The 21,630-nt window shown below is 55.4% G+C and carries 20 protein-coding genes; 14 read left to right on the top strand and 6 right to left on the bottom strand.

What is annotated here, in order from left to right:
- Window positions 1-42: 42 nt before the first annotated feature.
- On the bottom strand, window positions 43-2,592 hold the full coding sequence (gene mrcA, locus RT340_RS00100; RefSeq protein ID WP_313373348.1) for a peptidoglycan glycosyltransferase/peptidoglycan DD-transpeptidase MrcA: 2,550 nt from the start codon (window positions 2,590-2,592) through the stop codon (window positions 43-45).
- 242 nt (window positions 2,593-2,834) lie between these two features.
- On the opposite strand from mrcA, the gene pilM reads away from it, so the two are divergent.
- From pilM to trpS, 12 genes are all read left to right on the top strand, one after another.
- Window positions 2,835-3,644: a pilus assembly protein PilM gene (gene pilM / locus RT340_RS00095; protein WP_097119711.1), complete on the top strand. Its 810-nt coding sequence runs from the start codon at window positions 2,835-2,837 to the stop codon at window positions 3,642-3,644.
- Entirely contained in the window at window positions 3,641-4,186 is a 546-nt protein-coding gene (locus RT340_RS00090; RefSeq protein WP_313373347.1) for a PilN domain-containing protein, read from the top strand. The genes pilM and RT340_RS00090 overlap by 4 nt, the downstream gene beginning before the upstream one ends.
- Entirely contained in the window at window positions 4,179-4,673 is a 495-nt protein-coding gene (locus tag RT340_RS00085) for a hypothetical protein (RefSeq protein ID WP_313373346.1), read from the top strand. Before RT340_RS00090 ends, RT340_RS00085 begins: the two co-directional genes overlap by 8 nt.
- Window positions 4,663-4,923 (top strand): HofP DNA utilization family protein, encoded by a 261-nt coding sequence (locus RT340_RS00080; protein WP_313373345.1) that lies wholly within the window; start codon window positions 4,663-4,665, stop codon window positions 4,921-4,923. Before RT340_RS00085 ends, RT340_RS00080 begins: the two co-directional genes overlap by 11 nt.
- A gap of 68 nt (window positions 4,924-4,991) precedes the next feature.
- Window positions 4,992-6,251 carry a DNA uptake porin HofQ gene (gene hofQ, locus RT340_RS00075; protein WP_160834628.1) on the top strand — a complete coding sequence of 420 codons (1,260 nt, stop codon included), beginning with the start codon at window positions 4,992-4,994 and terminating at the stop codon, window positions 6,249-6,251.
- Window positions 6,252-6,732: 481 nt separating this feature from the next.
- On the top strand, window positions 6,733-7,254 hold the full coding sequence (gene aroK, locus RT340_RS00070; protein WP_034820046.1) for a shikimate kinase AroK: 522 nt from the start codon (window positions 6,733-6,735) through the stop codon (window positions 7,252-7,254).
- A 39-nt stretch (window positions 7,255-7,293) separates the two neighbouring features.
- Window positions 7,294-8,382, top strand: a complete 1,089-nt coding sequence (aroB, locus tag RT340_RS00065; RefSeq protein ID WP_313373344.1) for a 3-dehydroquinate synthase — start codon at window positions 7,294-7,296, stop codon at window positions 8,380-8,382.
- 173 nt (window positions 8,383-8,555) lie between these two features.
- Window positions 8,556-9,596 (top strand): SPOR domain-containing protein, encoded by a 1,041-nt coding sequence (locus RT340_RS00060; protein ID WP_313373343.1) that lies wholly within the window; start codon window positions 8,556-8,558, stop codon window positions 9,594-9,596.
- 96 nt (window positions 9,597-9,692) lie between these two features.
- Window positions 9,693-10,505, top strand: coding sequence for an adenine-specific DNA-methyltransferase (gene dam / locus RT340_RS00055; RefSeq protein WP_034819614.1), 813 nt, complete (start codon window positions 9,693-9,695; stop codon window positions 10,503-10,505).
- Between the two features lie 65 nt (window positions 10,506-10,570).
- On the top strand, window positions 10,571-11,254 hold the full coding sequence (gene rpe, locus RT340_RS00050) for a ribulose-phosphate 3-epimerase (RefSeq protein ID WP_034819612.1): 684 nt from the start codon (window positions 10,571-10,573) through the stop codon (window positions 11,252-11,254).
- The gene (locus tag RT340_RS00045) at window positions 11,238-11,915 is read left to right on the top strand and encodes a phosphoglycolate phosphatase (RefSeq protein WP_313373342.1); all 678 of its coding nucleotides are present in this window, start codon (window positions 11,238-11,240) and stop codon (window positions 11,913-11,915) included. Before rpe ends, RT340_RS00045 begins: the two co-directional genes overlap by 17 nt.
- Window positions 11,916-11,930: 15 nt before the next feature.
- Window positions 11,931-12,935: a tryptophan--tRNA ligase gene (gene trpS / locus RT340_RS00040; RefSeq protein ID WP_034819607.1), complete on the top strand. Its 1,005-nt coding sequence runs from the start codon at window positions 11,931-11,933 to the stop codon at window positions 12,933-12,935.
- A gap of 58 nt (window positions 12,936-12,993) precedes the next feature.
- On the opposite strand, the gene cysG is transcribed toward trpS, so the two are convergent.
- Genes cysG through nirB form a run of 4 tightly spaced genes read right to left on the bottom strand, consistent with a single transcriptional unit; the run spans window position 12,994 to window position 18,099 of the window.
- Window positions 12,994-14,358, bottom strand: a complete 1,365-nt coding sequence (gene cysG, locus RT340_RS00035; RefSeq protein WP_313373341.1) for a siroheme synthase CysG — start codon at window positions 14,356-14,358, stop codon at window positions 12,994-12,996.
- Between the two features lie 43 nt (window positions 14,359-14,401).
- Complete coding sequence (nirC, locus tag RT340_RS00030; RefSeq protein WP_313373340.1) at window positions 14,402-15,205, bottom strand: nitrite transporter NirC; 804 nt, start codon at window positions 15,203-15,205, stop codon at window positions 14,402-14,404.
- A 30-nt stretch (window positions 15,206-15,235) separates the two neighbouring features.
- Window positions 15,236-15,562: a nitrite reductase small subunit NirD gene (gene nirD / locus RT340_RS00025; protein WP_038644290.1), complete on the bottom strand. Its 327-nt coding sequence runs from the start codon at window positions 15,560-15,562 to the stop codon at window positions 15,236-15,238.
- Complete coding sequence (gene nirB / locus RT340_RS00020; protein WP_313373339.1) at window positions 15,559-18,099, bottom strand: nitrite reductase large subunit NirB; 2,541 nt, start codon at window positions 18,097-18,099, stop codon at window positions 15,559-15,561. The genes nirD and nirB overlap by 4 nt, the downstream gene beginning before the upstream one ends.
- 297 nt (window positions 18,100-18,396) lie before the next feature.
- Between nirB and RT340_RS00015 the strand changes: the two genes are divergently transcribed.
- A complete protein-coding gene (locus tag RT340_RS00015) occupies window positions 18,397-19,680 on the top strand; it encodes a cytosine deaminase (protein ID WP_313373338.1) in 1,284 nt (427 codons plus the stop codon).
- 92 nt (window positions 19,681-19,772) lie between these two features.
- Here RT340_RS00015 and tsgA read toward each other — a convergent pair whose 3' ends face one another.
- Window positions 19,773-20,951 (bottom strand): MFS transporter TsgA, encoded by a 1,179-nt coding sequence (gene tsgA / locus RT340_RS00010; RefSeq protein ID WP_097119703.1) that lies wholly within the window; start codon window positions 20,949-20,951, stop codon window positions 19,773-19,775.
- A 262-nt stretch (window positions 20,952-21,213) separates the two neighbouring features.
- Here tsgA and RT340_RS00005 point away from each other — a divergent pair.
- Window positions 21,214-21,630, top strand: a 417-nt coding sequence (locus RT340_RS00005; RefSeq protein WP_313373337.1) for a peptidylprolyl isomerase, incomplete at its 3' end; no start/stop codon positions are given.

Here is a 21,630-nt window from a genome sequence, read left to right as displayed (position 1 = left end):
AGTGCGCAATAAAAAAGCCGGCGAATACGCCGGCTTTTTTGATCAGAACAGTTCGTGGCTTTGGCCGTTGTCCATGAGTGTGGTGCCCACATCATGCACTGAATACTCCGTTGGCTGAGTGCCATTGATGAAGTACTCCTGACGGGTATTGCCGCCACCGTTGGCCAGCTTGCCCGTACCGCGATCGATCGTCACAGTGACAACGCCATCTGGCGGTGTCAGCGGCTGTACCGGCACGCCATCCAGCGCAGATTTCATGTACTCATCCCAGGCAGGCTGAGCACTCTTCGCGCCGCCTTCATAGCCAGAAATCTGGTCAGGAATCGCGCCTGACATGGTCGAGCGGCCCAGCGCGCGTGAATCATCAAAACCAATCCACACTGAGGTCACGACACCAGGGCCGTAACCCGAGAACCACGCATCCTTTGAACTGTTGGTGGTACCGGTTTTTCCGCCAATATCGTTACGCTTCAGGTCACGACCCGCACGCCAGCCTGTCCCCATCCAGCCTGGCTCACCGAACACGTTGGAGTTCAGTGCGCTTTTGATCAGGAACGACAGCGGTGTATTAATCACATGCGGTGCGTATTGCTGGTCACCTGCGGGTTGCGGCTGAGCAGGCACTTGCTCCAGCTCCGGCTGTGGCACCGCCTGATTCTGCGATTGATCGGAGGTCGCGACGTTTTCCACGCTCTCTTCGCTCAACGCCAGCGATTTTTTGGTATCACCGTAGATCACCGGCAGATTGCACTGTGGGCAGGCAATCTTCGGTTTCTCTTCGAACACTACGCCGCCTTGTTCATTCTCAATTTTGGTAATGAAGTAAGGATCGACAAGGAAGCCGCCGTTAGCCATCACGGCATAACCGCGCACCACCTGCATTGGGGTAAACGAAGCCGCACCCAGTGCCAGCGATTCGGTATGGATGATGTTCTGTGCTGGGAAGCCGAAGCGCTGCAGATACTCTGCGGCGTAATCCACACCCATCGCACGCATCGCACGTACCATCACTACGTTTTTCGACTCACCCAGGCCCTGACGCAAGCGGATAGGCCCCGCATAGGTCGGCGGTGAGTTTTTGGGGCGCCAGTCGGCTCCGGCACCCGCATCCCAACGTGAAATAGGCACATCATTCAGAATGGAAGCCAGCGTCAGTCCACGGTCCATCGCGGCGGTATACAAGAACGGTTTGATGTTTGAACCAACCTGACGCAGTGCCTGTGTCGCACGGTTGAACATACTCTGGTTGAAGTCGAAACCACCGACCAGCGCGCGTACCGCACCGTCTTCTGGATTGAGCGAGACGAGGGCCGAGTTGACCAGCGGCACCTGACCTAACCACCAATCGTTATCGACTTTACGCACCCAAATCTGCTGGCCTGCCTGCAGTACCTGCGTCACGCTGCGGGGCGTCGGGCCTTGTAGCGTGTCGGATTTGTAAGGACGCGCCCAGCGAACGCCCGCCATACTCAGAGAGACGCTGCTGCCGTCTTTCATCATCGCGGTGGCTTCATCGGCCGTGGCAGTGGTCACCACGGCGGCATTCAGTGGACCGTAGGTAGGCAGATCTTTCAGCGCGTTTTGAATGCGGCTCTTATCCCAGCTTGCTTCGCCCACTTTCCACAGCACGTTGGTCGGGCCGCGATAACCATGACGCATGTCATACGCCATCACGTTATTGCGAACAGCTTGTTGTGCGGCCTCCTGCAGATGACGCGTGACGGTGGTATACACTTTGTAGCCATCATCGTAAGCGGCATCACCATAGCGTTTCACCATCTCCTGACGCACCATTTCGCTCAGATAAGGTGCGGAGAAGGCATTTTCGGGACCATGATAGGTTGCGACCAGCGGCGTGTTGCGCGCGGCATCATATTGCTGCTGCGTGATGTAATTCTGGTCAAGCATACGCGCCAGTACCACATTACGACGCGCCAGCGCGCGCGCATGAGAGTAAAGCGGGTTAAAGGTTGACGGTGCTTTCGGCAGACCGGCAATCATCGCCATCTCACTCAACGAAAGCTGATCAACCGGCTTACCGAAATAGACCTGTGCAGCCGCTCCGACACCATAGGCGCGGTAACCCAGATAAATTTTGTTGAGGTAGAGCTCGAGGATTTCATCCTTGCTCAGCAGTTGTTCAATGCGAATCGCCAGGAACGCTTCCTTGATCTTACGCATCAGCGTGCGTTCAGGGCTAAGGAAGAAGTTACGCGCCAGCTGTTGCGTAATGGTACTGGCACCCTGCGAAGCATGGCCGGACACCAGCGCGACGCTGGCAGCACGGAAAATGCCCACCGGGTCGACACCATGGTGCTCATAGAAACGGCTGTCTTCGGTTGCAATGAACGCTTTGATCAGCTCAGGCGGCATCTGTTGCAAGGTGAGCGGCACGCGGCGCTTCTCACCGTACTGGGCGATCAGTTCGCCATCCGCGCTGTAAACCTGCATTGGGGTTTGCAAACGCACGTCTTTCAGCGTGTTCACATCAGGCAGCTGCGGCTCTATGTATTTGTACAAACCATAAACCGTGCCTGCTCCCAGCAGAATGCAACACACTGTAAGAATCAATAAATACTTTACGAACTTCACCTGAGAATTCCCATCTGTTGTCGTTTGGGCAGTTTATAAACAATCGCGCGGTAGTATAAAGGCAAGCCTGACGCTTTGATATACCCGTCATACTTCGAGCGGCAGCTACGTCGGCTGCGCGAGCTCACCTTAGACGCTGACTTCGGTAAGCGCCTGAGTAATAGTTCGTTTTCCGCCTTGCCGCCACTCGAAAGATTGAGGGTCTCTCTTTTTTTACCTTAAAAGATAAGGAGATCGCGCATATGGCTTTTCAGCGCTGGCAAATTGGATTGGACATCCAAAACGGGCAACTTTGCGCCCTGGGCATTGAACGCCGACGTCATGGCTGGCAGTTACGCCATTGGTGGCAGCAACCGCTGCCGCACGATACGTTACGCAACGGCGTGTTGCAAACTACCCCACTGTTACAGGAGATGTTGACGCGCTGGCAGCGCCATCTGCCGAAACGCTATTCACTGCGAGTTGGCTTGCCCCCGCAACTGGTGTTGCAGCGAACATTGCCGCTGCCAGAAACCTCGCTCAGTGAGCCAGCAATGAGCCGTTATGTGGCATCCTCGGCGCCACGCTTGTTTCCGGTTGAACCCGCCACGCTGTCGATTGACTACCGCTCGGCACGCAATGCAACGCAACTGTGCATTACGGCGGCTCGGCGTGAAGTGATTGCGCAGTGGCTGGCGCCGTTAAAGGAGGCTGGCCTGCGACCCGATGTCTTTGAACTGAGCAGCCTGGCGTTGACCCAAATCGCCATGCGCATGCCGCTGCATCGTGACCAACTTTTAATCCATCCGCTTAGCGATCACTGGCTATGGACGTTAGCCGGTGAGCCGGGCACATCAGGCGCGGCCACAGAGCCTCTAACGCTGGCGAAACTGCGTGATACCTTCCCTCAGGCATCCTCCATCTTTTGCACCTCGACCTACAGCCTGGCTGAACCCAGCGTGGCGCACTGTCAACCGCTTTCATTACTGCATTACCGGCAGCCGCCATTGCCCGCGCACGAAGGGGAATTTGCCATTGCGCTGGGTCTGGCGCTGCGCCCGGAGGATGCATGATGCTGGCCGTCAATTTATTACCCTGGCGCGTCCGGTTGCAGCAGCGCCGCCGCCAGCAAAGTTTTTCCCTGCTGGGATGCGTCCTGCTGGCGACTGTAATGATGGTGCTGTCGTTATGGTGGCGCGGAAGCCAGACACAGGGCCAGATGCACAGGACGTTGGCGGATATCAGCCAACAGCATGAAGCGTTGCAACGCCAGTTGACGCGACAGCAACTGCTGCTGCAGCAACGCGATGAGCTATTAGAGAGGCAGCGGATACGGCAGCGTAAAAAGGATGAGCATCAGCGCTGGCAACAGTTCTGGCTGCGCTTGCCAATGTTGATGCAGGACACGCTTTGGCTCAAACGGGTGGAGCGGCGCCAGGGCGTCTTGCTGTTCGAGGGGCAGGCGCAGAGCATGATGGCGATCCAGGATTTTCGTCATCAATTGATGCGGCAGCCGCTGTTTGCCACGGTTAAACCGGCCAGCGTGCAGCGGCAAACCGCTGGGCACTATCGATTTGTCTTGCGCGCGCGGATGCAGGAGAACATCGGTGAATGATGCATTACAGCGCTGGCTCGCTTTAGCCCTGATGTGGCGGATTGCCTGCCTGTTAGGCATGTCTCTGCTGCTGATGCTTATGGCGTGGTGGATTTTGCTTCGCCCGCAGCAACAGGTCCATGCTGCCCAATTACGCCAGCAGGTGGTGATGTCACAACAGGTGATGCAGCGTCAGCAGCAATTGGCTGCACGACCTGCCATCAACGAGCTGGAACAGGAAATCGCACGGTTACAGCAACCCATGAGTGGCGTCACTGAGCAAGCTACGCTTGAAGCTTTGATCACCGCGCGCGGCGATCAACTGGAAAGCTGGCTACCGGATAATCAGCCGCAGCAGTTACAGCTGCGGCTCGGCTGGACGCAATTTGTTCCGCTGTTTTCTGAGCTGTCATTGACTCGCCTGCCTGTACCGCAGCGCTTTGAACTCAAAGAAGAGCAGGGAGCGCTGAACACACAGCTGTGGCTGGAGGATGGAGATGCGCCATAGTGCATGGCTGTTAGTGCTGTGGAGCGGCTTTACGCTGGCACGCGATCCCTTTCAGCCGCTGCCCGAGGTGCAATGTCGGATGCAGGTAGCTGAACCTGATGGCTGGCGGTTGCAGGGCATTATCGGTACTCCCACGCGCTATGTTGCCTGGCTACGCTCACCAGAAGGAAAAAATCATCGGCTTGGCCCTTCGGCTCGGTTACCGCGCTCAAGCTGGCAGGTGGCAGGTGGCAGCATTAACCGCGAATAGCATGACCTTGCATGTCGCGCAAAGCTGCCCGCCGCAGCAAATCATCTGGTCTATAAAAGGAGGATATTATGAAATGGATGACACTACTGCTGTGCCTGAGTTTGAGCCTGCCCCTGCAGGCAAATGAAGAACGCTTAAGCCTGGTGTTTGATGATGCCCCCGTTGAACGTATTTTGCAGGCGCTGGCAGATTATCAACAAACCAACCTGCTGATTGCACCTGGCGTTGAAGGGCGCTTATCACTGCGCCTGGAAAATGTAGGATGGGAACGCGCACTGGCGCTGGTGACCCGGCTGGCAAAACTCACCGTAGTGCAGGAAGAGGGCGTGCTGCTGGTTTATCCCGAAAGCTGGCAACAGATGCAGACACAACAGGCGAAAACAGAACATGAGGAGCGGCAACAGCAACTTCCTCTCGAACAGCAGTCCGTCACGCTGCATTACGCCAATGCCAGCGATGTCTATCGTAGTCTGCAAGCGGAGCGTTCACTCCTCACTTCACGCGGCAGTGTCACGGTCGATAGCCGCACCAACAGCTTGTTATTGCGTGACACCGCCGCCGCGTTGCGTGACGCCTCGCGCTGGTTGCGCGCGCTGGATATGCCACTCGAACAGGTCGAGTTGTCTGCCCACATCATCACCATCAATGAAGAGCATCTGCGTGAGTTGGGAGTGAACTGGCACACCGCACCTGCCCAAAGTGTGACGGCAGCCTTGCATCATCCACAGCTGGAGATCCCATTGGCGGTAAATAATCCTGCTTTGCGCGCGGGCGTTACGCTGGGTCAGGTCAGTGGCGGATTGCTAAATCTGGAACTCAGCGCGCTTGAGCAGGAGAACCAAATTGAAATCATCGCCAGTCCGCGGCTTTTTACCTCTCATCAGCAAACCGCTTCCATTAAACAGGGAACCGAAATTCCTTACGAGGTGAAGTCGGGCAGCAGTGGTGCAACGGCGATTGAATTTAAAGAGGCAGTGTTAGGGATGGAAGTGACGCCCATGGTGCTGGGGAATGGACGGATTCAGTTAAAACTGCGCTTAAGCCAGAACATGCCGGGGCGCAGCCTGAACGTGGGTGAAAGCAGCGTGCTGAGTATTGATAAGCAGGAAATTGAAACCCAGGTGACGCTGCGTGATGGCGAAACGTTGGCGCTGGGCGGGATTTTTCAACAACAGCGCATGCAGACCGAGCAGCGGGTACCTTGGTTGGGTGAACTGCCCCTATTGGGAACGCTGTTCCGTCAGCAAACCAAAGAACATAAAAAGAAGGAGTTGGTGATCTTCATTACCCCCAGACTGGTCAGGGAAGCAGCGCTTACAGCCGGATAAAGCGGAAAATTCACTCTGATTTGCCATCTGCGTTGACGCAGGGCAGGAATTAGCTTACAAGGTTTAGCGATTTTTAAAACGGTGTAGCGGAACGCGGCAGGATAACCTTCCGATGGGCGTCAGTCACAAGCGATACTGGCGTCAGAATATATTTTCCTTAAATAATTTGAGTTAAAGCGCGGTGGTGAAAGCGTTCATTTCTAAGCTTATTTCTGTAAGTTTCAGGGATGAAAAGACACAGCCAACGCGCATGCTGCTTGAAGTGTGAAGGAAACAGGAGGGGCGTTACCGTCTCGCGAACCACAGACCGGTCCTGTTACAAGGTCGCCGGGGGCAATTTATTCGGTTGCCAAACGGCCATGAGTGTTGAGATAATTTTCCGTCTGACTCTTGTTAATGCTCATGAGGTCTCAGTTCCTGTCCCGCCAGCACTATGCTGAACGCGGGGTATCATCAACGAATTCTTAGTAATACCGATAAAATGGCAGAGAAACGCAATATCTTTCTGGTTGGGCCGATGGGTGCCGGCAAAAGCACTATTGGTCGTCAGTTAGCTCAGCAACTCAATATGGAATTTTTCGATTCCGATCAGGAAATTGAGCGACGTACCGGAGCGGATGTAGGCTGGGTATTTGATGTGGAAGGCGAAGACGGTTTCCGCGATCGCGAAGAGAAGATCATTAATGAACTCACCGAGAAACAAGGCATTGTCCTGGCGACCGGTGGTGGTTCTGTCAAATCCCGTGAAACCCGCAATCGTCTCTCCGCCCGCGGCGTGGTCGTTTATCTTGAAACGACTATCGAGAAGCAACTTGCTCGTACACAGCGTGATAAAAAACGTCCGTTGTTGCAGGTTGAAGAGCCACCGCGCGAAGTACTGGAAGCTTTAGCTGGCGAACGTAATCCACTTTATGAAGAGATCGCTGACGTCACTATTCGCACTGACGATCAAAGTGCAAAAGTTGTCGCCAATCAGATCATCAACATGCTGGAAAAAAATTAATCCAGCGCCCTGACGGCTCAGCAATAGGTATCGGTCATCATGGAGAAGATCACTGTCTCACTCGGGGATCGTAGTTACCCCATCACCATCGCTGCCGGACTGTTTAACGATCCGGCTTCTTTTTGGCCGCTAAAAGCAGGCGATAACGCCATGCTGGTGACCAATGAGACGCTTGCCCCGATCTACCTCGACAAGCTGTCAGCACTGCTTTCGCAGGCGGGCGTGAAGGTGGATCAGGTGATTTTACCTGATGGTGAAAAGTACAAGACGCTCGCTGTGATGGACGATGTCTTCACCGCGCTGCTGCAGAAACCGCATGGACGTGATACCACGTTAATTGCGCTCGGCGGCGGTGTGATTGGTGATCTCACTGGGTTTGCTGCTGCGAGCTATCAACGCGGTGTGCGCTTTATCCAGGTACCGACAACGCTGCTGTCTCAGGTCGACTCTTCGGTCGGCGGTAAAACAGCCGTCAACCATCCGCTGGGCAAAAACATGATTGGTGCCTTCTACCAGCCAGCCTCAGTGGTGGTCGATACCGATTGCCTGGCTACGCTGCCGGCGCGCGAATTAGCGTCTGGTCTGGCGGAAGTGATCAAATACGGCATTATCCTCGATGGCGAGTTCTTCCAGTGGCTGGAGCAGCATCTTGATGCTCTGCTGGCACTGGATCAGCAAGCCCTGGCCTACTGCATCCGTCGCTGCTGTGAACTCAAAGCTGAAGTGGTCGCCGCCGATGAACGTGAAAACGGTCAACGCGCGCTGCTCAATCTGGGCCATACTTTTGGTCATGCGATTGAAGCACACATGGGCTATGGCAACTGGTTGCATGGCGAAGCGATTGCGGCAGGCATGGTGATGGCTGCGCGTACCGCTGAACGTCTGGGACAGTTCTCTGCAGCGGATACCGATCGCATTATCGCGCTATTTCTGCGTGCCGGTTTACCGATGCACGGCCCGGCAAGCATGCAAGCAGAAGCGTATCTACCGCACATGATGCGCGATAAGAAAGTGCTGGCGGGTGAAATGCGTTTGGTGCTGCCTCTCGCAATTGGCCGCTCTGAAGTGCGCGCAGGTGTGGCACATGATATGGTGCTGGCTGCGATTAACGATTGTATAAAATACTGAAGGTATCCGGAATAAGTTGAGCTGCAGCAAGGTGAGCATTGCATGCATTCCAGGCGCTGATGTGAGTGAGCGTCTGGATAATAAAGTGCAACCAACGCCGTTTCAGCTTGAGTATGACGGGTAGAGTGGTGATGCGGTGCGTGGGAAGCGTGCCGTTTTACGGAGGAGGCTAGATGGATGAGTTCAAACCGGAAGACGAGTTAAAACCTGATGCCAGTGACCGCCGTCCTACGCGGCCACGCAAAACGTCTTCTGCGCCGAAAGTGAAGGTACCTGTTTCTCGTCAGCATATGATGATGGGGATCGGCATACTGGTTCTGCTGTTGGTAGTACTGGGCATCGGTTCGGCATTGACCGGTCCAGATGAAAAGAAACCAGCGACCACTGCTAATACTGGCAATGCGGCGCCGACGGCAACCGGTGGTGAAAAGAACATCGACCTTTCCGGCTCGACGTCCATGAGCGGCCAGCAAAACGCCACGCCTTCAGCGGAAGGAAACGCACCACAGACGTCAGCTGCATCATCCTCGCCAGCAAGCAGCGATTCCAACTCGATTTCTATGCCAGCGGTGTCTTCAACACCGACACAGGCTGCGCCTGTCGATACGCCAGCCAATCAGCAACGTGTGACGCTGCCGGGCGATCTCAACAGTGCGTTGAGCAACCAGCAAGGTCAGGTTGATAACGCCGCACAGGGTGCGCAAGGCAACAGTTCACTGCCCACTGCGCCTGCTACGGTGAGCGGTAACGGTAAAGCGATAACGCCTCCGGCGATGCGCTCTGAAATACCTGCGCGTGCTAATAGCAACGGTTCACGTGAAACGCACAGCAACACCGCGCATAAAGCGCCGGCCACGTCGAAACCAGTCGCCGGAGCAAAAGAGAATAAAACACATACCACCGCCGCACACAATGCACCTGTGAGTGCCAGCAGCGGTGCCAGTAAGTCACTGCCAACCGGTGGCAGCTACACGCTGCAGTTGAGCGGTGCGTCGAAAGAAGAGAGCCTGAATGCCTGGGCGAAGAAACAAAATCTGAGCGGTTATCATGTGTATAAAACCACGCGTAACGGTCAGCCCTGGTATGTGTTGGTCAGCGGTGCTTACGCTACGCCAGCCGATGCCAAGCGCGCAGTGGCATCACTGCCTGCTGAAGTTCGTGCGGCAAATCCGTGGGTAAAACCGTTGAGTCAGGTGAAGAAAGAAAGTCAGTAATTGATGTGGGGCTGCGATCATGCGGCCCCGTTTAAAGCGCAAAGCTGCTGTCGGTTCCACCACAGCCCATAATTAAGATGTAATAACCACGACAGCATGAAGAAAAATCGCGCTTTCCTTAAATGGGCCGGAGGGAAATACCCGCTGCTTGACGATATCCGTCGTCATTTGCCACAAGGTGACTGTTTAGTCGAACCTTTTGTGGGTGCCGGTTCCGTGTTCCTCAACACCGATTATGATCGCTATCACCTGGCGGACATCAACGGTGACCTGATCAATCTCTATAACATCGTTAAAAACCGCACGGTTGAGTTTATTGAAGACGCGCGGCAGCTGTTCACGCCTGAAGGTAATATCGCAGAGACTTATTACGCGCAACGTCTGGCCTTTAACGCCAGCAAAGATGAATATCAGCGTGCATTACTGTTTCTCTATCTCAATCGGCATGGCTATAACGGTTTGTGCCGTTACAATCTGCGCGGTGAGTTCAATGTGCCTTTTGGTCGTTATCGCAAACCTTACTTCCCGGAAGCGGAGCTGTTGTGGTTTGCCGAACGGGCGCAAAAAGCGACCTTTGTCTGTGAATCGTACGATGTTACTCTGAACAACGCCCCTGCTGGCTCAGTGGTTTATTGCGATCCGCCGTATGCGCCCTTGTCGGCGACGGCGAACTTTACCGCGTACCACACCAATAGCTTTAGCCTGCGCGAGCAGCAGCATCTGGCCGAGCTGGCAAATAAGCTGGCACATGAAAACAGCATACCGGTGCTGATTTCCAACCACGACACGCTGCTCACGCGTGAGTGGTATCAGAATGCGGTTTTACACGTAGTCAAAGCCCGGCGTTCCATCAGCCGAAGCATAAGTGGTCGCACTCAGGTTGACGAACTGCTGGCGCTTTTCCGCTAGCCTGTTTCGTCCGCGACCAACGCATTACGCCAGCTCTGGCTGGCGCACAAAATTGGGAGAATCGGATGAAACAATTTTTGCTGGCCCCTTCAATTCTTGCTGCTGACTTTGCTCGCCTGGGCGAAGATACCGCCAAAGCGCTGGCAGCAGGCGGGGATGTGGTGCATTTCGACGTGATGGATAACCACTATGTGCCTAATCTGACCATGGGGCCAATGGTGCTGAAAGCACTGCGCGACTATGGCATTACGGCACCGATTGATGTGCATCTGATGGTGAAGCCGGTGGATGCACTGATTCCAGAGTTCGCTAAAGCGGGCGCGACTTACATTACCTTCCATCCTGAAGCCAGTGAGCACGTTGACCGCACACTGCAACTGATCAAAGAGCACGGCTGTAAAGCGGGTCTGGTGTTCAATCCGGCGACGCCGCTCGATTACCTCGACTACGTGATGGATAAACTCGACATCATTCTGCTGATGTCAGTGAACCCTGGCTTCGGCGGTCAATCCTTCATTCCCGGCACGCTGGACAAATTGCGTCAGGCGCGTCGTCTCATTGATCAAAGCGGTTACGATATCCGTCTGGAAGTGGACGGTGGTGTAAAGATCGATAACATCGGTCAGATCGCGGCGGCAGGTGCGGATATGTTTGTGGCCGGTTCAGCCATCTTTGGTCACCCCGATTACAAAAAAGTGATCGACGAAATGCGCGGCGAACTGGAGAAAGTTAATGGCTCATTTCACTGATATCCGCGCGCTGGCGTTTGATCTCGATGGCACGCTGGTCGATAGCGCACCGGGTCTGTCACAGGCCATCGATCATGCTTTAGGTGATTTGCAGTTGCCGCCTCCTGGCCTGGCGCTGGCTTCCACCTGGATTGGCAACGGCGCAGATGTGATGATGACGCGCGCGCTGACCTGGGCCTTAGGCCGTGAACCGCATGCCGAAGAGCAGCGTGACGCACGTACGCTGTTTGACAAGTATTACGCCGAAACGGTGGAAGCGGGCAGCACGCTGTTCCCGCAGGTGAAAGAGACGCTGGCTGCTTTGCACGCCAAAGGCTTGCCGATGGCCATCGTCACCAACAAGCCGACGCCGTTTGTCGCGCCACTGCTGCAATCGCTGGGCATTGCCGATTTCTTCACGCTGATTATTGGCGGTGATGATGTGGTGGTGAAAAAGCCCCATCCGGCAGCGATCTTCCTTGTTTTGGGTCACTTTGGCGTACTGCGAAAAGAATTACTGTTTGTTGGTGATTCTCGTAATGATATTCACGCAGCTCAGGCTGCGGGTGTACCTAATGTCGGTATGACATTTGGCTACAACTATGGCGAGCCGATTGCCGCCAGCCAACCCGATCTCACTCTCGATACTTTTAGCGAACTTTTGCCCGCTCTCGGGCTGTAATTATCAGGATATAACATGAGCAAACCCATCGTTTTCAGCGGCGCCCAGCCTTCCGGTGAACTGACCATTGGCAACTATATGGGTGCGCTGCGTCAGTGGGTGCAGATGCAGGATGATTTCCACTGCATTTACTGCATCGTCGATCTGCACGCTATCACCGTTCGTCAGGACCCCGCAGCGCTGCGCAAAGCCACGCTGGATACCCTGGCGCTGTACCTTGCCTGCGGTATTGATCCAGCAAAAAGCACCATTTTTGTACAGTCGCATGTGCCTGAGCACGCGCAGCTGAGCTGGGTACTGAACTGCTATGCCTACTTTGGCGAGCTGAGCCGTATGACGCAGTTTAAGGATAAGTCCGCGCGTTATTCTGAAAACATCACTGCAGGTTTGTTCGATTACCCGGTGCTGATGGCGGCCGATATTCTGCTGTATCAGACCAACCAGGTACCGGTGGGCGAAGATCAGAAGCAGCACCTCGAACTGAGCCGCGATATCGCCGGCCGTTTCAACGCGCTGTATGGCGATGTGTTCAAAATCCCTGAGCCGTTTATTCCGAAATCAGGCGCACGCGTGATGTCGCTGCTGGAACCGACCAAGAAGATGTCGAAGTCGGATGACAACCGTAACAACGTGATTGGCCTGCTGGAAGACACCAAAGCGGTAGTGAAAAAGATCAAGCGCGCGGTCACCGATTCCGCCGAGCCGCCAGTGGTGCGTTACGACGTGAAAGAAAAAGCCGGTGTTTCTAACCTGCTGGATATTCTTTCTGGTGTCACCGGTAAGTCGATTCCGCAGCTGGAGCAGGAATTCGAAGGCAAGATGTATGGCCACCTGAAAGGCGAAGTGGCGGAAGCGGTTTCCGGCATGCTGACTGAGCTGCAGGAGCGCTATCACCGTTTCCGTAACGACGAAGCTTTCCTGAATCAGGTGATGCGTGATGGCGCAACCAAGGCCCGTGCGCAGGCGCAGGAAACGTTGAAGAAAGTTTATGAAGCGGTGGGTTTTGTGGCTCAGCCTTAATCAGCTAGCTGCCTGACCTATGAACGGCGAGTTGTGATGACTCGCCGTTTTTTTATGTTTAAAACCAGCGCAACTGGCGGCGCAGGCTGACCACGCGCCCGACGATAATCAGCGCCGGGCTGGCAAACTGCTGCGCCAGCGTGCTGAGTTCGGCTAACGTCGCGGTTTCCACCTGTTGTTCTGGCGTGGTGCCGTTCTGCACGATGGCGACCGGCATCGTCGCATCCATGCCATGCTGCAACAGCTGGCGCTGGATCTCGGGTGCCTGATTCAGCCCCATATAGAACACCAGCGTTTGCTGCTCTGCCGCCAGCTTACTCCACTCAATTTCGCCCTGTTGTTGCAGATGACCGGTGACAAAGCGCACGCTCTGCGCATGGTCGCGATGCGTCAGCGGAATGCCGCTGTAGGCGGCACAACCGGAGGCGGCGGTAATACCTGGCACCACGCTGAACGGAATGTTGTGCTGTGCCAGTACTTCTAGTTCCTCACCACCGCGACCGAAAATAAAGGGATCGCCGCCTTTCAGCCGTGCCACGCGCTTGCCGCTCTGAGCCTGCTCTAACAGTAACTGGTTAATTTGCGACTGCGGCACGCAGTGATGTCCGGCCTGTTTACCGACGAAGATGCGTTCAGCATCGCGGCGCACCAGGTTGAGAATGGGTTCGGACACCAGACGGTCATACACCACCACATCGGCCTGCTGGATACACTGCAAACCTTTCAGCGTTAATAATCCGGCATCGCCTGGACCCGCGCCCACCAGCACCACTTCACCTTGTTGGGAGAGCGGCGCATCGAACAGCGTATTAACGATATGATCGGCGCGTGGCTTGTCACCATTCGCCAGCGTTTGCGCCAGACGATCGCTGGCAAAGAAGCGCTCCCAAAATGCCCGGCGCTGTCCCATGCTGGCGAAGGTTTTCTTCACCCGGCTGCGCAGTGTGCCAGCGAGTGAAGCCAGTTGGCCCAGATGCTGCGGCAGCATCGCTTCCAGCTTCTCACGCATCAGGCGCGCCAGCACCGGAGCGCGGCCACCGGAGGACACCGCAATCATCAGCGGGGAGCGATCGACAATCGACGGCATGATAGCGCTGGCTTCCTGCGGTGCATCCACCAGATTGCAGAAGATGCGGCGTGCTTCGGCGGCATCGCCCACTTGCTGATTCACAGCGTCATCGTCGGTGGCGGCAATGACCAGCCAGCAGCCCTCCAGCCACTGCTCTTCAAATGTGCCGGGCAATAGGTGCAACTTTCCCTGTTCAGCCCACTGCTGAAACGCAGGAGAGAATTGCACTGCGCCAACGTGCAGATCGGCACCGGCATCCAGCAGCAGGCGCGCTTTGCGCTCGGCTACATCGCCGCCGCCGACCAATAAACAACGCTTGCCTCGCAGACGGCAAAACAGCGGAAAATAGTCCATCGCTCATCCTCAAAAAAGCCCGCAATGTGCGGGCTTAAAAACGTTAAACCGATTTGAGCGCAGTGGCTTGTGGCGCCACTTGCGGCCGCTGAGCCTGTGGCGTGGCGTACCAGTATCCAAGGCCCATCAATACCATGCCAGAGAACATGTTACCCAGCGTCACCCACAGCAGGTTATGACCGATGCCGCTCAAGGTCAGGTCGGCATTATGCTGACCAAACCACGACAGTGCAAAGACCGTCATATTCGCGACGGAGTGTTCATAGCCGGAGGCGATAAAGGCCAGCAGGCACCACCAGATGGCAATGAATTTTGCCGTGCCTTCGGTGCGCACTGCCATCCAGATCGCCAGACACACCAGCCAGTTACACAGCGCACCCTTGAAGAACAGCGCCATGGCGGGCTGCGTGGTTTTTGCCAGCGCGGCACTGTGAATCAGTGCGCCTGCATTGGGTAGCATCGCACCGGCTGCGTAGTAGTAGAGCAGGGCGACAAACACCGAGCCAATCAGGTTGCCCAGCCAGGTTTGCGGCAGTACGCACCACATCTGGCCCTGGCTAATGGTTCCGGCTTTGACGCCGACGGTGAGGAACATCGTATGGCCGGTAAACAGCTCCGACCCGGCAATGATCACCAGCGTCAGAGCGATACCAAAGGTGGCGCCCATGATCAGCGGCCGCCACGCAGGATCGGCCAGGTTGCCGAGAGTAAAAATCAGGATGATAGCGAGGCCGACGTAAGCGCCTGCCATCGCCGAGCTGATCCAGAAGGCCAGCGGGCTGTGCTGCGCCGTACGCACAATGCGCGCCGTGTTGGCGGCGCAGGTATTCAGGGTGTCAGTAAACATAGTGACGTCTCATAAAGTAAAAGAATTCTGTCAGGCGCACACTTCGACCTGGCCCGCAGTAACGCGCACCGGATAGCTCGCCACGGAACGGGCGGCATCTTCCAGGCAGACGCCGTCGCTTAAGCGGAAGCGCTGTTTTTTCAGTGGGCTGGCGACCCACAGCGTGTGCTGATGTTCGGCAATCAGGCCGCGTGACAGCACGCTGGCTGCGGAGAAAGGATCGATGTTACTCAGCGCATAGAGTTGCTCATCATCATGCGGACGGAAGATGGCAATCTGCTGGCCTTTTACCAACGCGCAGACGCCGGTGGCAGGCAGGATTTGTTCGAGTTCACACACGGAATGCCACTGGCTCATGCGTCTATCTCCTCAATCTGGGTGATGGCAATACGCTCGGCAGGGCTTGCCGGACGGTGCTGATCGCGCTGAGCGACGTGCTGCACCAGCGGATCGCGCTGATCGCTGTTGATGAAGGTGCTGAAGTGGATATGCTGCCGGGGATCGTTCACCGTCGCAGCCCATTCACACTCGACTTCAGCCCGCAGTCGCGCCAGTTCAGCTTCCAGTTGCGTATTCAGGCTGAGTTTGTCATCGATAATCACGCTGCGCAGATAGTCGATACCGCCTTCCATGCTTTCCAGCCACAGCGAGGTACGTTGCAGGCGGTCACCGGTGCGAATATAGAACATCATAAAGCGGTCGAGATAAGTCAGCAGGGTATCGCGATCCAGGTCCGCGGCCAGCAAATCGGCGTGGCGTGGCTTCATGCCACCATTGCCGCACACATACAGATTCCAGCCTTTTTCCGTCGCGATAATGCCGACATCTTTGCCCTGTGCCTCCGCACATTCGCGCGTGCAGCCCGAGACGCCAAACTTCATTTTGTGCGGTGTACGAATGCCTTTGTAGCGGTTCTCGAGCTCGATACCGAAGCCGAGGCTATCGCCGACGCCATAGCGACACCAGGTGCTGCCCACGCAGGTTTTTGCCATGCGCAACGCTTTGGCATATGCCTGGCCGGTTTCAAATCCGGCATCAATCAGCTGCGACCAGATGGCAGGCAGGTCATCACGCTGGGCACCAAACAGGCCAATACGCTGTGAGCCGGTGATTTTGGTGTAAAGGTTGTACTGGCGCGCCACCGCTCCAATCGTCATCAACCCTTCTGGCGTGATTTCGCCCCCGGGTGAGCGCGGGATCACCGAGTAGGTGCCATCTTTCTGGATATTGCCGAGGAACAGATCGTTGCTGTCCTGAAGTGGCGCGAGTTGTGGCTTGAGCACATAGTCGTTCCAGCAGGATGCCAGCAGCGAACCCACGGTGGGTTTGCACACTTCACAGCCATAACCCTGACCGTATTTCGCCAGTAAGGCATCGAAGGAAGTGATCTCTTCGACACGAATCAGGTGATACAACTCCTGGCGTGAATAGGGGAAGTGCTCGCACAGGTGATTGTTGACTTCGATACCCTGACGGCTCAGTTCCGCGTTGAGCACCTGAGTGATCAGCGGAATGCAGCCGCCGCAGCCGGTGCCGGCACGGGTTTCGCTTTTCAGCATCGCCACGGTATGGCAACCGGCTTGCACCGCGTTGACGATATCGCCTTTGCTGACATCGAAGCAGGAACAGATTTGCGCGCTGTCCGGCAGGGAATCGACTCCCAACACCGGCTTCTCGCCACTGCCTGCTGGCAAAATCAAACCTTCAGGATTATCGGGCAGCGCGATGTTATTCAGCGCCAGCTGTAGCAGATTGCCGTAATCGCTGGTGTCACCGACCAATATCGCGCCGAGCAGCGTGCGATTGTCTTCACTGACGATCAGGCGTTTGTAAATGTGTTTCTGTTCGTCGAGCCACATATAGCTGCGCGCGCCCGGCGTGCGGCCATGCGCATCGCCGATACCACCGACATCCACGCCCAGCAACTTAAGTTTGGCGCTCATATCGGCACCGGAAAAGGCACTGTCGCGTCCCAGCAACGCATCGCTGGCGACCTGTGCCATTTTGTAGCCCGGCGCGACTAAGCCGAACAGCCGGTTTTGCCAGGCTGCGCATTCGCCGACGGCATAAATTGCCGGATCGCGCGTCTGGCAGCGGTCGTTGATGGCGATGCCGCCACGCTGGCCGATTTCCAGCCCACACTGTTTTGCCAGCTTGTCTTGCGGTCGAATGCCAGTGGAGAACACGATGAAATCGACATCCAACGCGCTACCATCGGCGAATTCCAGCGTCTTACCGCCTTTTGCGTGGTGCACAATTTGCTGGGTATTTTTGCCGGTGTGTACACGCACACCCATTTGTTCGATCTTACGACGCAGTTGCTCGCCACCTTGCGCATCCAGCTGTTCCGCCATTAATCCGGGCGCGAACTCAATGACATGGGTTTCGATGCCGAGGTTTTTCAGTGCGCCTGCCGCTTCGAGACCTAGCAGACCGCCGCCAATCACGGCACCGCGTTGGCTGCGGCGGGCACAGGCTTCTATGGCGTTGAGATCTTCGATGGTGCGATAGACAAAGCAGTCACTGCCTTCGGCGCCTCTTATCGGCGGTATCCACGGATAAGAGCCGGTGGCAAAAATCAGCGTGTCGTAATGCACCGCGCGACCGGTATTGGAGTGAATCAGTTTTTCATCGCGGTTGATGGTAATCGCCCGCTCACCGATCAGCAGGTTGACCTGATGTTTTTCGTAATAGCCGGGGCGAACCAGTGAAAGCTCTTCAGCGGTGTGATGGGAGAAGTAGGCGGAAAGGTGGACGCGGTCATAGGCGACGCGCGGTTCTTCACAAAAGACGGTAATGGCAAATTGGCCGGGTTCGGCTTTGTCGATCAGTTCTTCTATAAAGCGGTGGCCGACCATGCCGTTGCCAATAATCACGACACTGTGCTTGCTCATGCTTACCTCAAAAATTGCGGTATCTGCGCTTACGATAGCGCGCAATATCAGGCGCTTATTGATGCACATCAAGCGCACGGCCATATACCTATTTAGAGGTATGTAATTGATTTTGAACGAAAATGATAAGTGGCTTATTTGATTGGATATTGTGCAGCATCGATTGCCATCAGTGTCGCTGCTACAAACTGAGCTGAGGGCTTTTTTGCATTGTCATTTTGGCAGACTAAAAACCTATGGCACAGACGGAAAGATTTTCATGCTAGCTTAACCTGTGGCTTAAAACGGGAGGAAGGCATGGCGAATCGCACACTAAAGTGGATCAACAACCTGCGTCTGGCCGGCCAGCAGGGTCTGTGGCAGATGGAAATCAACGGCGGCAAAATAATGGCATTACGCCCCCAGCCACCGCAAATCACGCAGCAGGATGATGCGCTGGATGCCGAAGGAGGGCTGGCAAGTGCCCCCTTTATCGAACCGCATATCCATCTCGACACCACGCAAACCGCCGGGCAGCCTGCCTGGAATCAGTCCGGCACCCTGTTTGAAGGCATTGAACGCTGGGCGGAGCGCAAGGCGCTGCTCAGCCATGACGATGTCAAACAGCGCGCACAGCAGACGCTGAAGTGGCAAATTGCCAACGGTATTCAGCATGTGCGTACCCATGTTGATGTTTCCGATCCCACTCTCACCGCGCTGAAAGCGATGCTGGAAGTAAAGGCGGAAATGGCGCCATGGATCGATATTCAAATCGTGGCGTTTCCGCAGGAGGGGATTCTCTCCTATCCAAATGGTGAAGCGCTGCTGGAAGAGGCATTGCGTCTCGGTGCCGATGTGGTGGGCGCCATCCCGCACTTCGAGTTCACACGCGAGTATGGCGTGGAATCGCTGCATAAAACCTTCGCGCTCGCTAACCGTTATGACCGCATGCTGGATGTGCACTGTGATGAGATCGATGATGAGCAGTCGCGCTTTGTCGAAACCGTGGCGGCACTGGCCCATCGTGATGGCAATGGCGAACGTGTCACCGCCAGCCACACCACGGCGATGCACTCCTACAACAACGCCTACACCTCGCGCTTATTCCGCTTGCTCAAGCTTTCAAAGATTAATTTTGTCGCTAACCCACTGGTGAACATTCACCTGCAGGGCCGTTTTGACAGCTATCCCAAACGCCGTGGCATCACGCGGGTGAAGGAGTTGCTGGAAGCCGATATTAACGTCTGCTTTGGCCATGATGATGTGTTTGATCCCTGGTATCCGCTCGGCACCGCCAGCATGCTGCAGGTGCTGCATATGGGATTACATGTCTGTCAGTTGATGGGCTACGAGCAGATCGACAATGGCCTGAGCCTGATCACCACTAACAGCGCGAAGACGATGCAATTGAAGGATTACGGTCTGGCGGTAGGTGACCATGCCAGTCTGATTATTCTGCCGGCTGAAAGTGGCTTTGATGCGGTGCGCAGACAAGTGCCTGTGCGCTATTCGATACGGCAGGGAAGCGTGGTGGCGGCAACGCAGCCCGCGAGCAGTGAAATCTATTTGGGTGAGGCGGAAGCGGTGACATTTCGACGATAGTCGCTGAATAAAAAAAGAGTGCGCATCACTGCGCACTCTCTTGCTACTGAGCCAGGCAACAGAGGTGAACGTTCACCCCTGCACGTCACCGATTAGTGCGTAATATGGCCGTGCTGGCGATGTTTGGTCACAAAGCCCAGCAGCACGCACATCACAAACACCACGGCATACAGGCCATTGGCGGTAGAGAGCGCTGCATGTGCGCCGCCTTTCGCCACAATCGGGCCGGTGACCACGAAGGTCAGCATGGTGCCGACGGTGCCGCAGGTGAGGATAAAGTTCACCAGCTTCGGCGAAGAGACTTTGGTTTGCAGCGAGCCCAGCGTAATGATGGTGGTGTAGATAGCGCTGGAGCTGAAGCCGAGAATCATAATGATCCAGTGCAGCATGCTGGCGTCACTGGTGGTGACAAACCAGTACATTAAACCGGTCGCCAGAGCCGCCAACACCATCAGGATGCGCTGCAGATCGAAGAAGCGCAGCAGGAAGCTGAACACCCACATACCGACCATGTACGCGGTCCAGAAGTTACCGACGAGCTGACCAGCCGCCGCAATATCCATGCCCATCGATTTGGTGGCGTACTCTGGCACCCAGGAGATAAAGCCCAGCTGACCGAGGATATAGCACAGCGCCGCGATAGACAGGAACAACACGCCGATGCCCCATTTCTCTTTCTCGCCGCCTTGTACGGCTGCTTCGCTTTTCAACTCCGGGAATTCCACCATCAGCGTCAGGACGAAGATCGCGATATAAATCACACCGATGCAGGCGTATACCCAATACCACGGCAGCATGCGCGCCAGCAGTACGCCAGCGATGATCGGGAAAATGGTACCGGCCATGCTGAAGAACGAGTCGGTAAACAGCAGGCGCGAACCACGCTGACGGCCATCGTACAGATGGGTAATCAGGAAGGTACCGATCGACATGGTGATACCGCTGACCACACCGAGCACAAACATGCACAGCGAGAAGACGGTCAGGTTATGGCTGGTCATCAGGCCTGCCACCGCGAGGATCATCAGCACAAAGCCAAAAATCAGCTGGCGTTTCAACGGCACAATCACCATCAGCCAGGCGTTAAGGAATACCGCGACCAGGATACCGGCATTCAGGAAGGTGAAAGTGTTGCTCATTTCTGAGATGGGCAACTGGAAGTATTGGGCAATATTATCCAGTACCATACCGGTAACGATCACCAGCGCGCCGGTGAGCGCGTAGGAGAAAAAGCTGATCCAGGTAAGGCCAATGCGATTACGGTTTGTCATGTTCTGAACCTGTGATGCGCCGGGATTGGCAAAAAGTGTCATGAATTGTAAATGCAACTGTGATCTTAATAAACAACGAGTGTAACGAGCGCTAAATATTTCATTAATAGTGTGATTTTCGTCACGCAAATGATTGCGCACCTCAAAAAGTATGACAATCGCAACATCAGCGTAAATATCGGTAAAACGCTGGCTCTTGTATAACTTGCTCTTTACAATCGATCTCGTTTTTGAGCTTGCACTCCATGGTAAGGAATCTTTCATGTTTAAACGTACTTTGACAGCGGCAGTCGCCCTGTTAGCGCTCTCTTCTGTATCCGCTACCGCTCTGGCAGCCAAAGGGGATACCCATGTGCTGCTCACCACCTCTGCGGGCAATATCGAACTCGAACTGAACAACCAGAAAGCCCCGGTTTCGGTGAAAAACTTTGTCGACTACGTCAACAACGGTTTCTACAACAACACTATCTTCCACCGTGTGATCCCGGGTTTTATGATCCAGGGCGGCGGTTTCACCACGGATATGCAGCAGAAGCAGACCGTGGCACCGATCAAAAACGAAGCCGACAACGGTTTGCGTAACCTGCGTGGCACCATCTCTATGGCGCGTACTGCAGATAAAGATAGTGCGACCAGCCAGTTCTTCCTCAACGTCGCGGATAACGCCTTCCTCGATCAC

Origin of the sequence: Pantoea sp. CTOTU50773 (genome assembly GCF_032082325.1) — a bacterium.
In the GTDB taxonomy this organism is placed as follows: Bacteria; Pseudomonadota; Gammaproteobacteria; order Enterobacterales; family Enterobacteriaceae; genus Pantoea; species Pantoea communis.
The sequence above is the reverse complement of the archived record's forward strand: the minus strand, read 5'-3'. Positions and strand labels throughout refer to the sequence as shown.

What these genes read in the sequence shown, in the direction of transcription:
- pilM (WP_097119711.1), top strand. Translation starts at nt 2,835, where the DNA reads ATGGCTTTTCAGCGCTGGCAAATTGGATTGGACATCCAAAACGGGCAA.
- RT340_RS00090 (WP_313373347.1), top strand. Translation starts at nt 3,641, where the DNA reads ATGATGCTGGCCGTCAATTTATTACCCTGGCGCGTCCGGTTGCAGCAG.
- RT340_RS00080 (WP_313373345.1), top strand. Translation starts at nt 4,663, where the DNA reads ATGCGCCATAGTGCATGGCTGTTAGTGCTGTGGAGCGGCTTTACGCTG.
- hofQ (WP_160834628.1), top strand. Translation starts at nt 4,992, where the DNA reads ATGAAATGGATGACACTACTGCTGTGCCTGAGTTTGAGCCTGCCCCTG.
- aroK (WP_034820046.1), top strand. Translation starts at nt 6,733, where the DNA reads ATGGCAGAGAAACGCAATATCTTTCTGGTTGGGCCGATGGGTGCCGGC.
- aroB (WP_313373344.1), top strand. Translation starts at nt 7,294, where the DNA reads ATGGAGAAGATCACTGTCTCACTCGGGGATCGTAGTTACCCCATCACC.
- RT340_RS00060 (WP_313373343.1), top strand. Translation starts at nt 8,556, where the DNA reads ATGGATGAGTTCAAACCGGAAGACGAGTTAAAACCTGATGCCAGTGAC.
- dam (WP_034819614.1), top strand. Translation starts at nt 9,693, where the DNA reads ATGAAGAAAAATCGCGCTTTCCTTAAATGGGCCGGAGGGAAATACCCG.
- rpe (WP_034819612.1), top strand. Translation starts at nt 10,571, where the DNA reads ATGAAACAATTTTTGCTGGCCCCTTCAATTCTTGCTGCTGACTTTGCT.
- RT340_RS00045 (WP_313373342.1), top strand. Translation starts at nt 11,238, where the DNA reads ATGGCTCATTTCACTGATATCCGCGCGCTGGCGTTTGATCTCGATGGC.
- trpS (WP_034819607.1), top strand. Translation starts at nt 11,931, where the DNA reads ATGAGCAAACCCATCGTTTTCAGCGGCGCCCAGCCTTCCGGTGAACTG.
- cysG (WP_313373341.1), bottom strand. Translation starts at nt 14,358, where the DNA reads ATGGACTATTTTCCGCTGTTTTGCCGTCTGCGAGGCAAGCGTTGTTTA.
- nirC (WP_313373340.1), bottom strand. Translation starts at nt 15,205, where the DNA reads ATGTTTACTGACACCCTGAATACCTGCGCCGCCAACACGGCGCGCATT.
- nirD (WP_038644290.1), bottom strand. Translation starts at nt 15,562, where the DNA reads ATGAGCCAGTGGCATTCCGTGTGTGAACTCGAACAAATCCTGCCTGCC.
- nirB (WP_313373339.1), bottom strand. Translation starts at nt 18,099, where the DNA reads ATGAGCAAGCACAGTGTCGTGATTATTGGCAACGGCATGGTCGGCCAC.
- RT340_RS00015 (WP_313373338.1), top strand. Translation starts at nt 18,397, where the DNA reads ATGGCGAATCGCACACTAAAGTGGATCAACAACCTGCGTCTGGCCGGC.
- tsgA (WP_097119703.1), bottom strand. Translation starts at nt 20,951, where the DNA reads ATGACAAACCGTAATCGCATTGGCCTTACCTGGATCAGCTTTTTCTCC.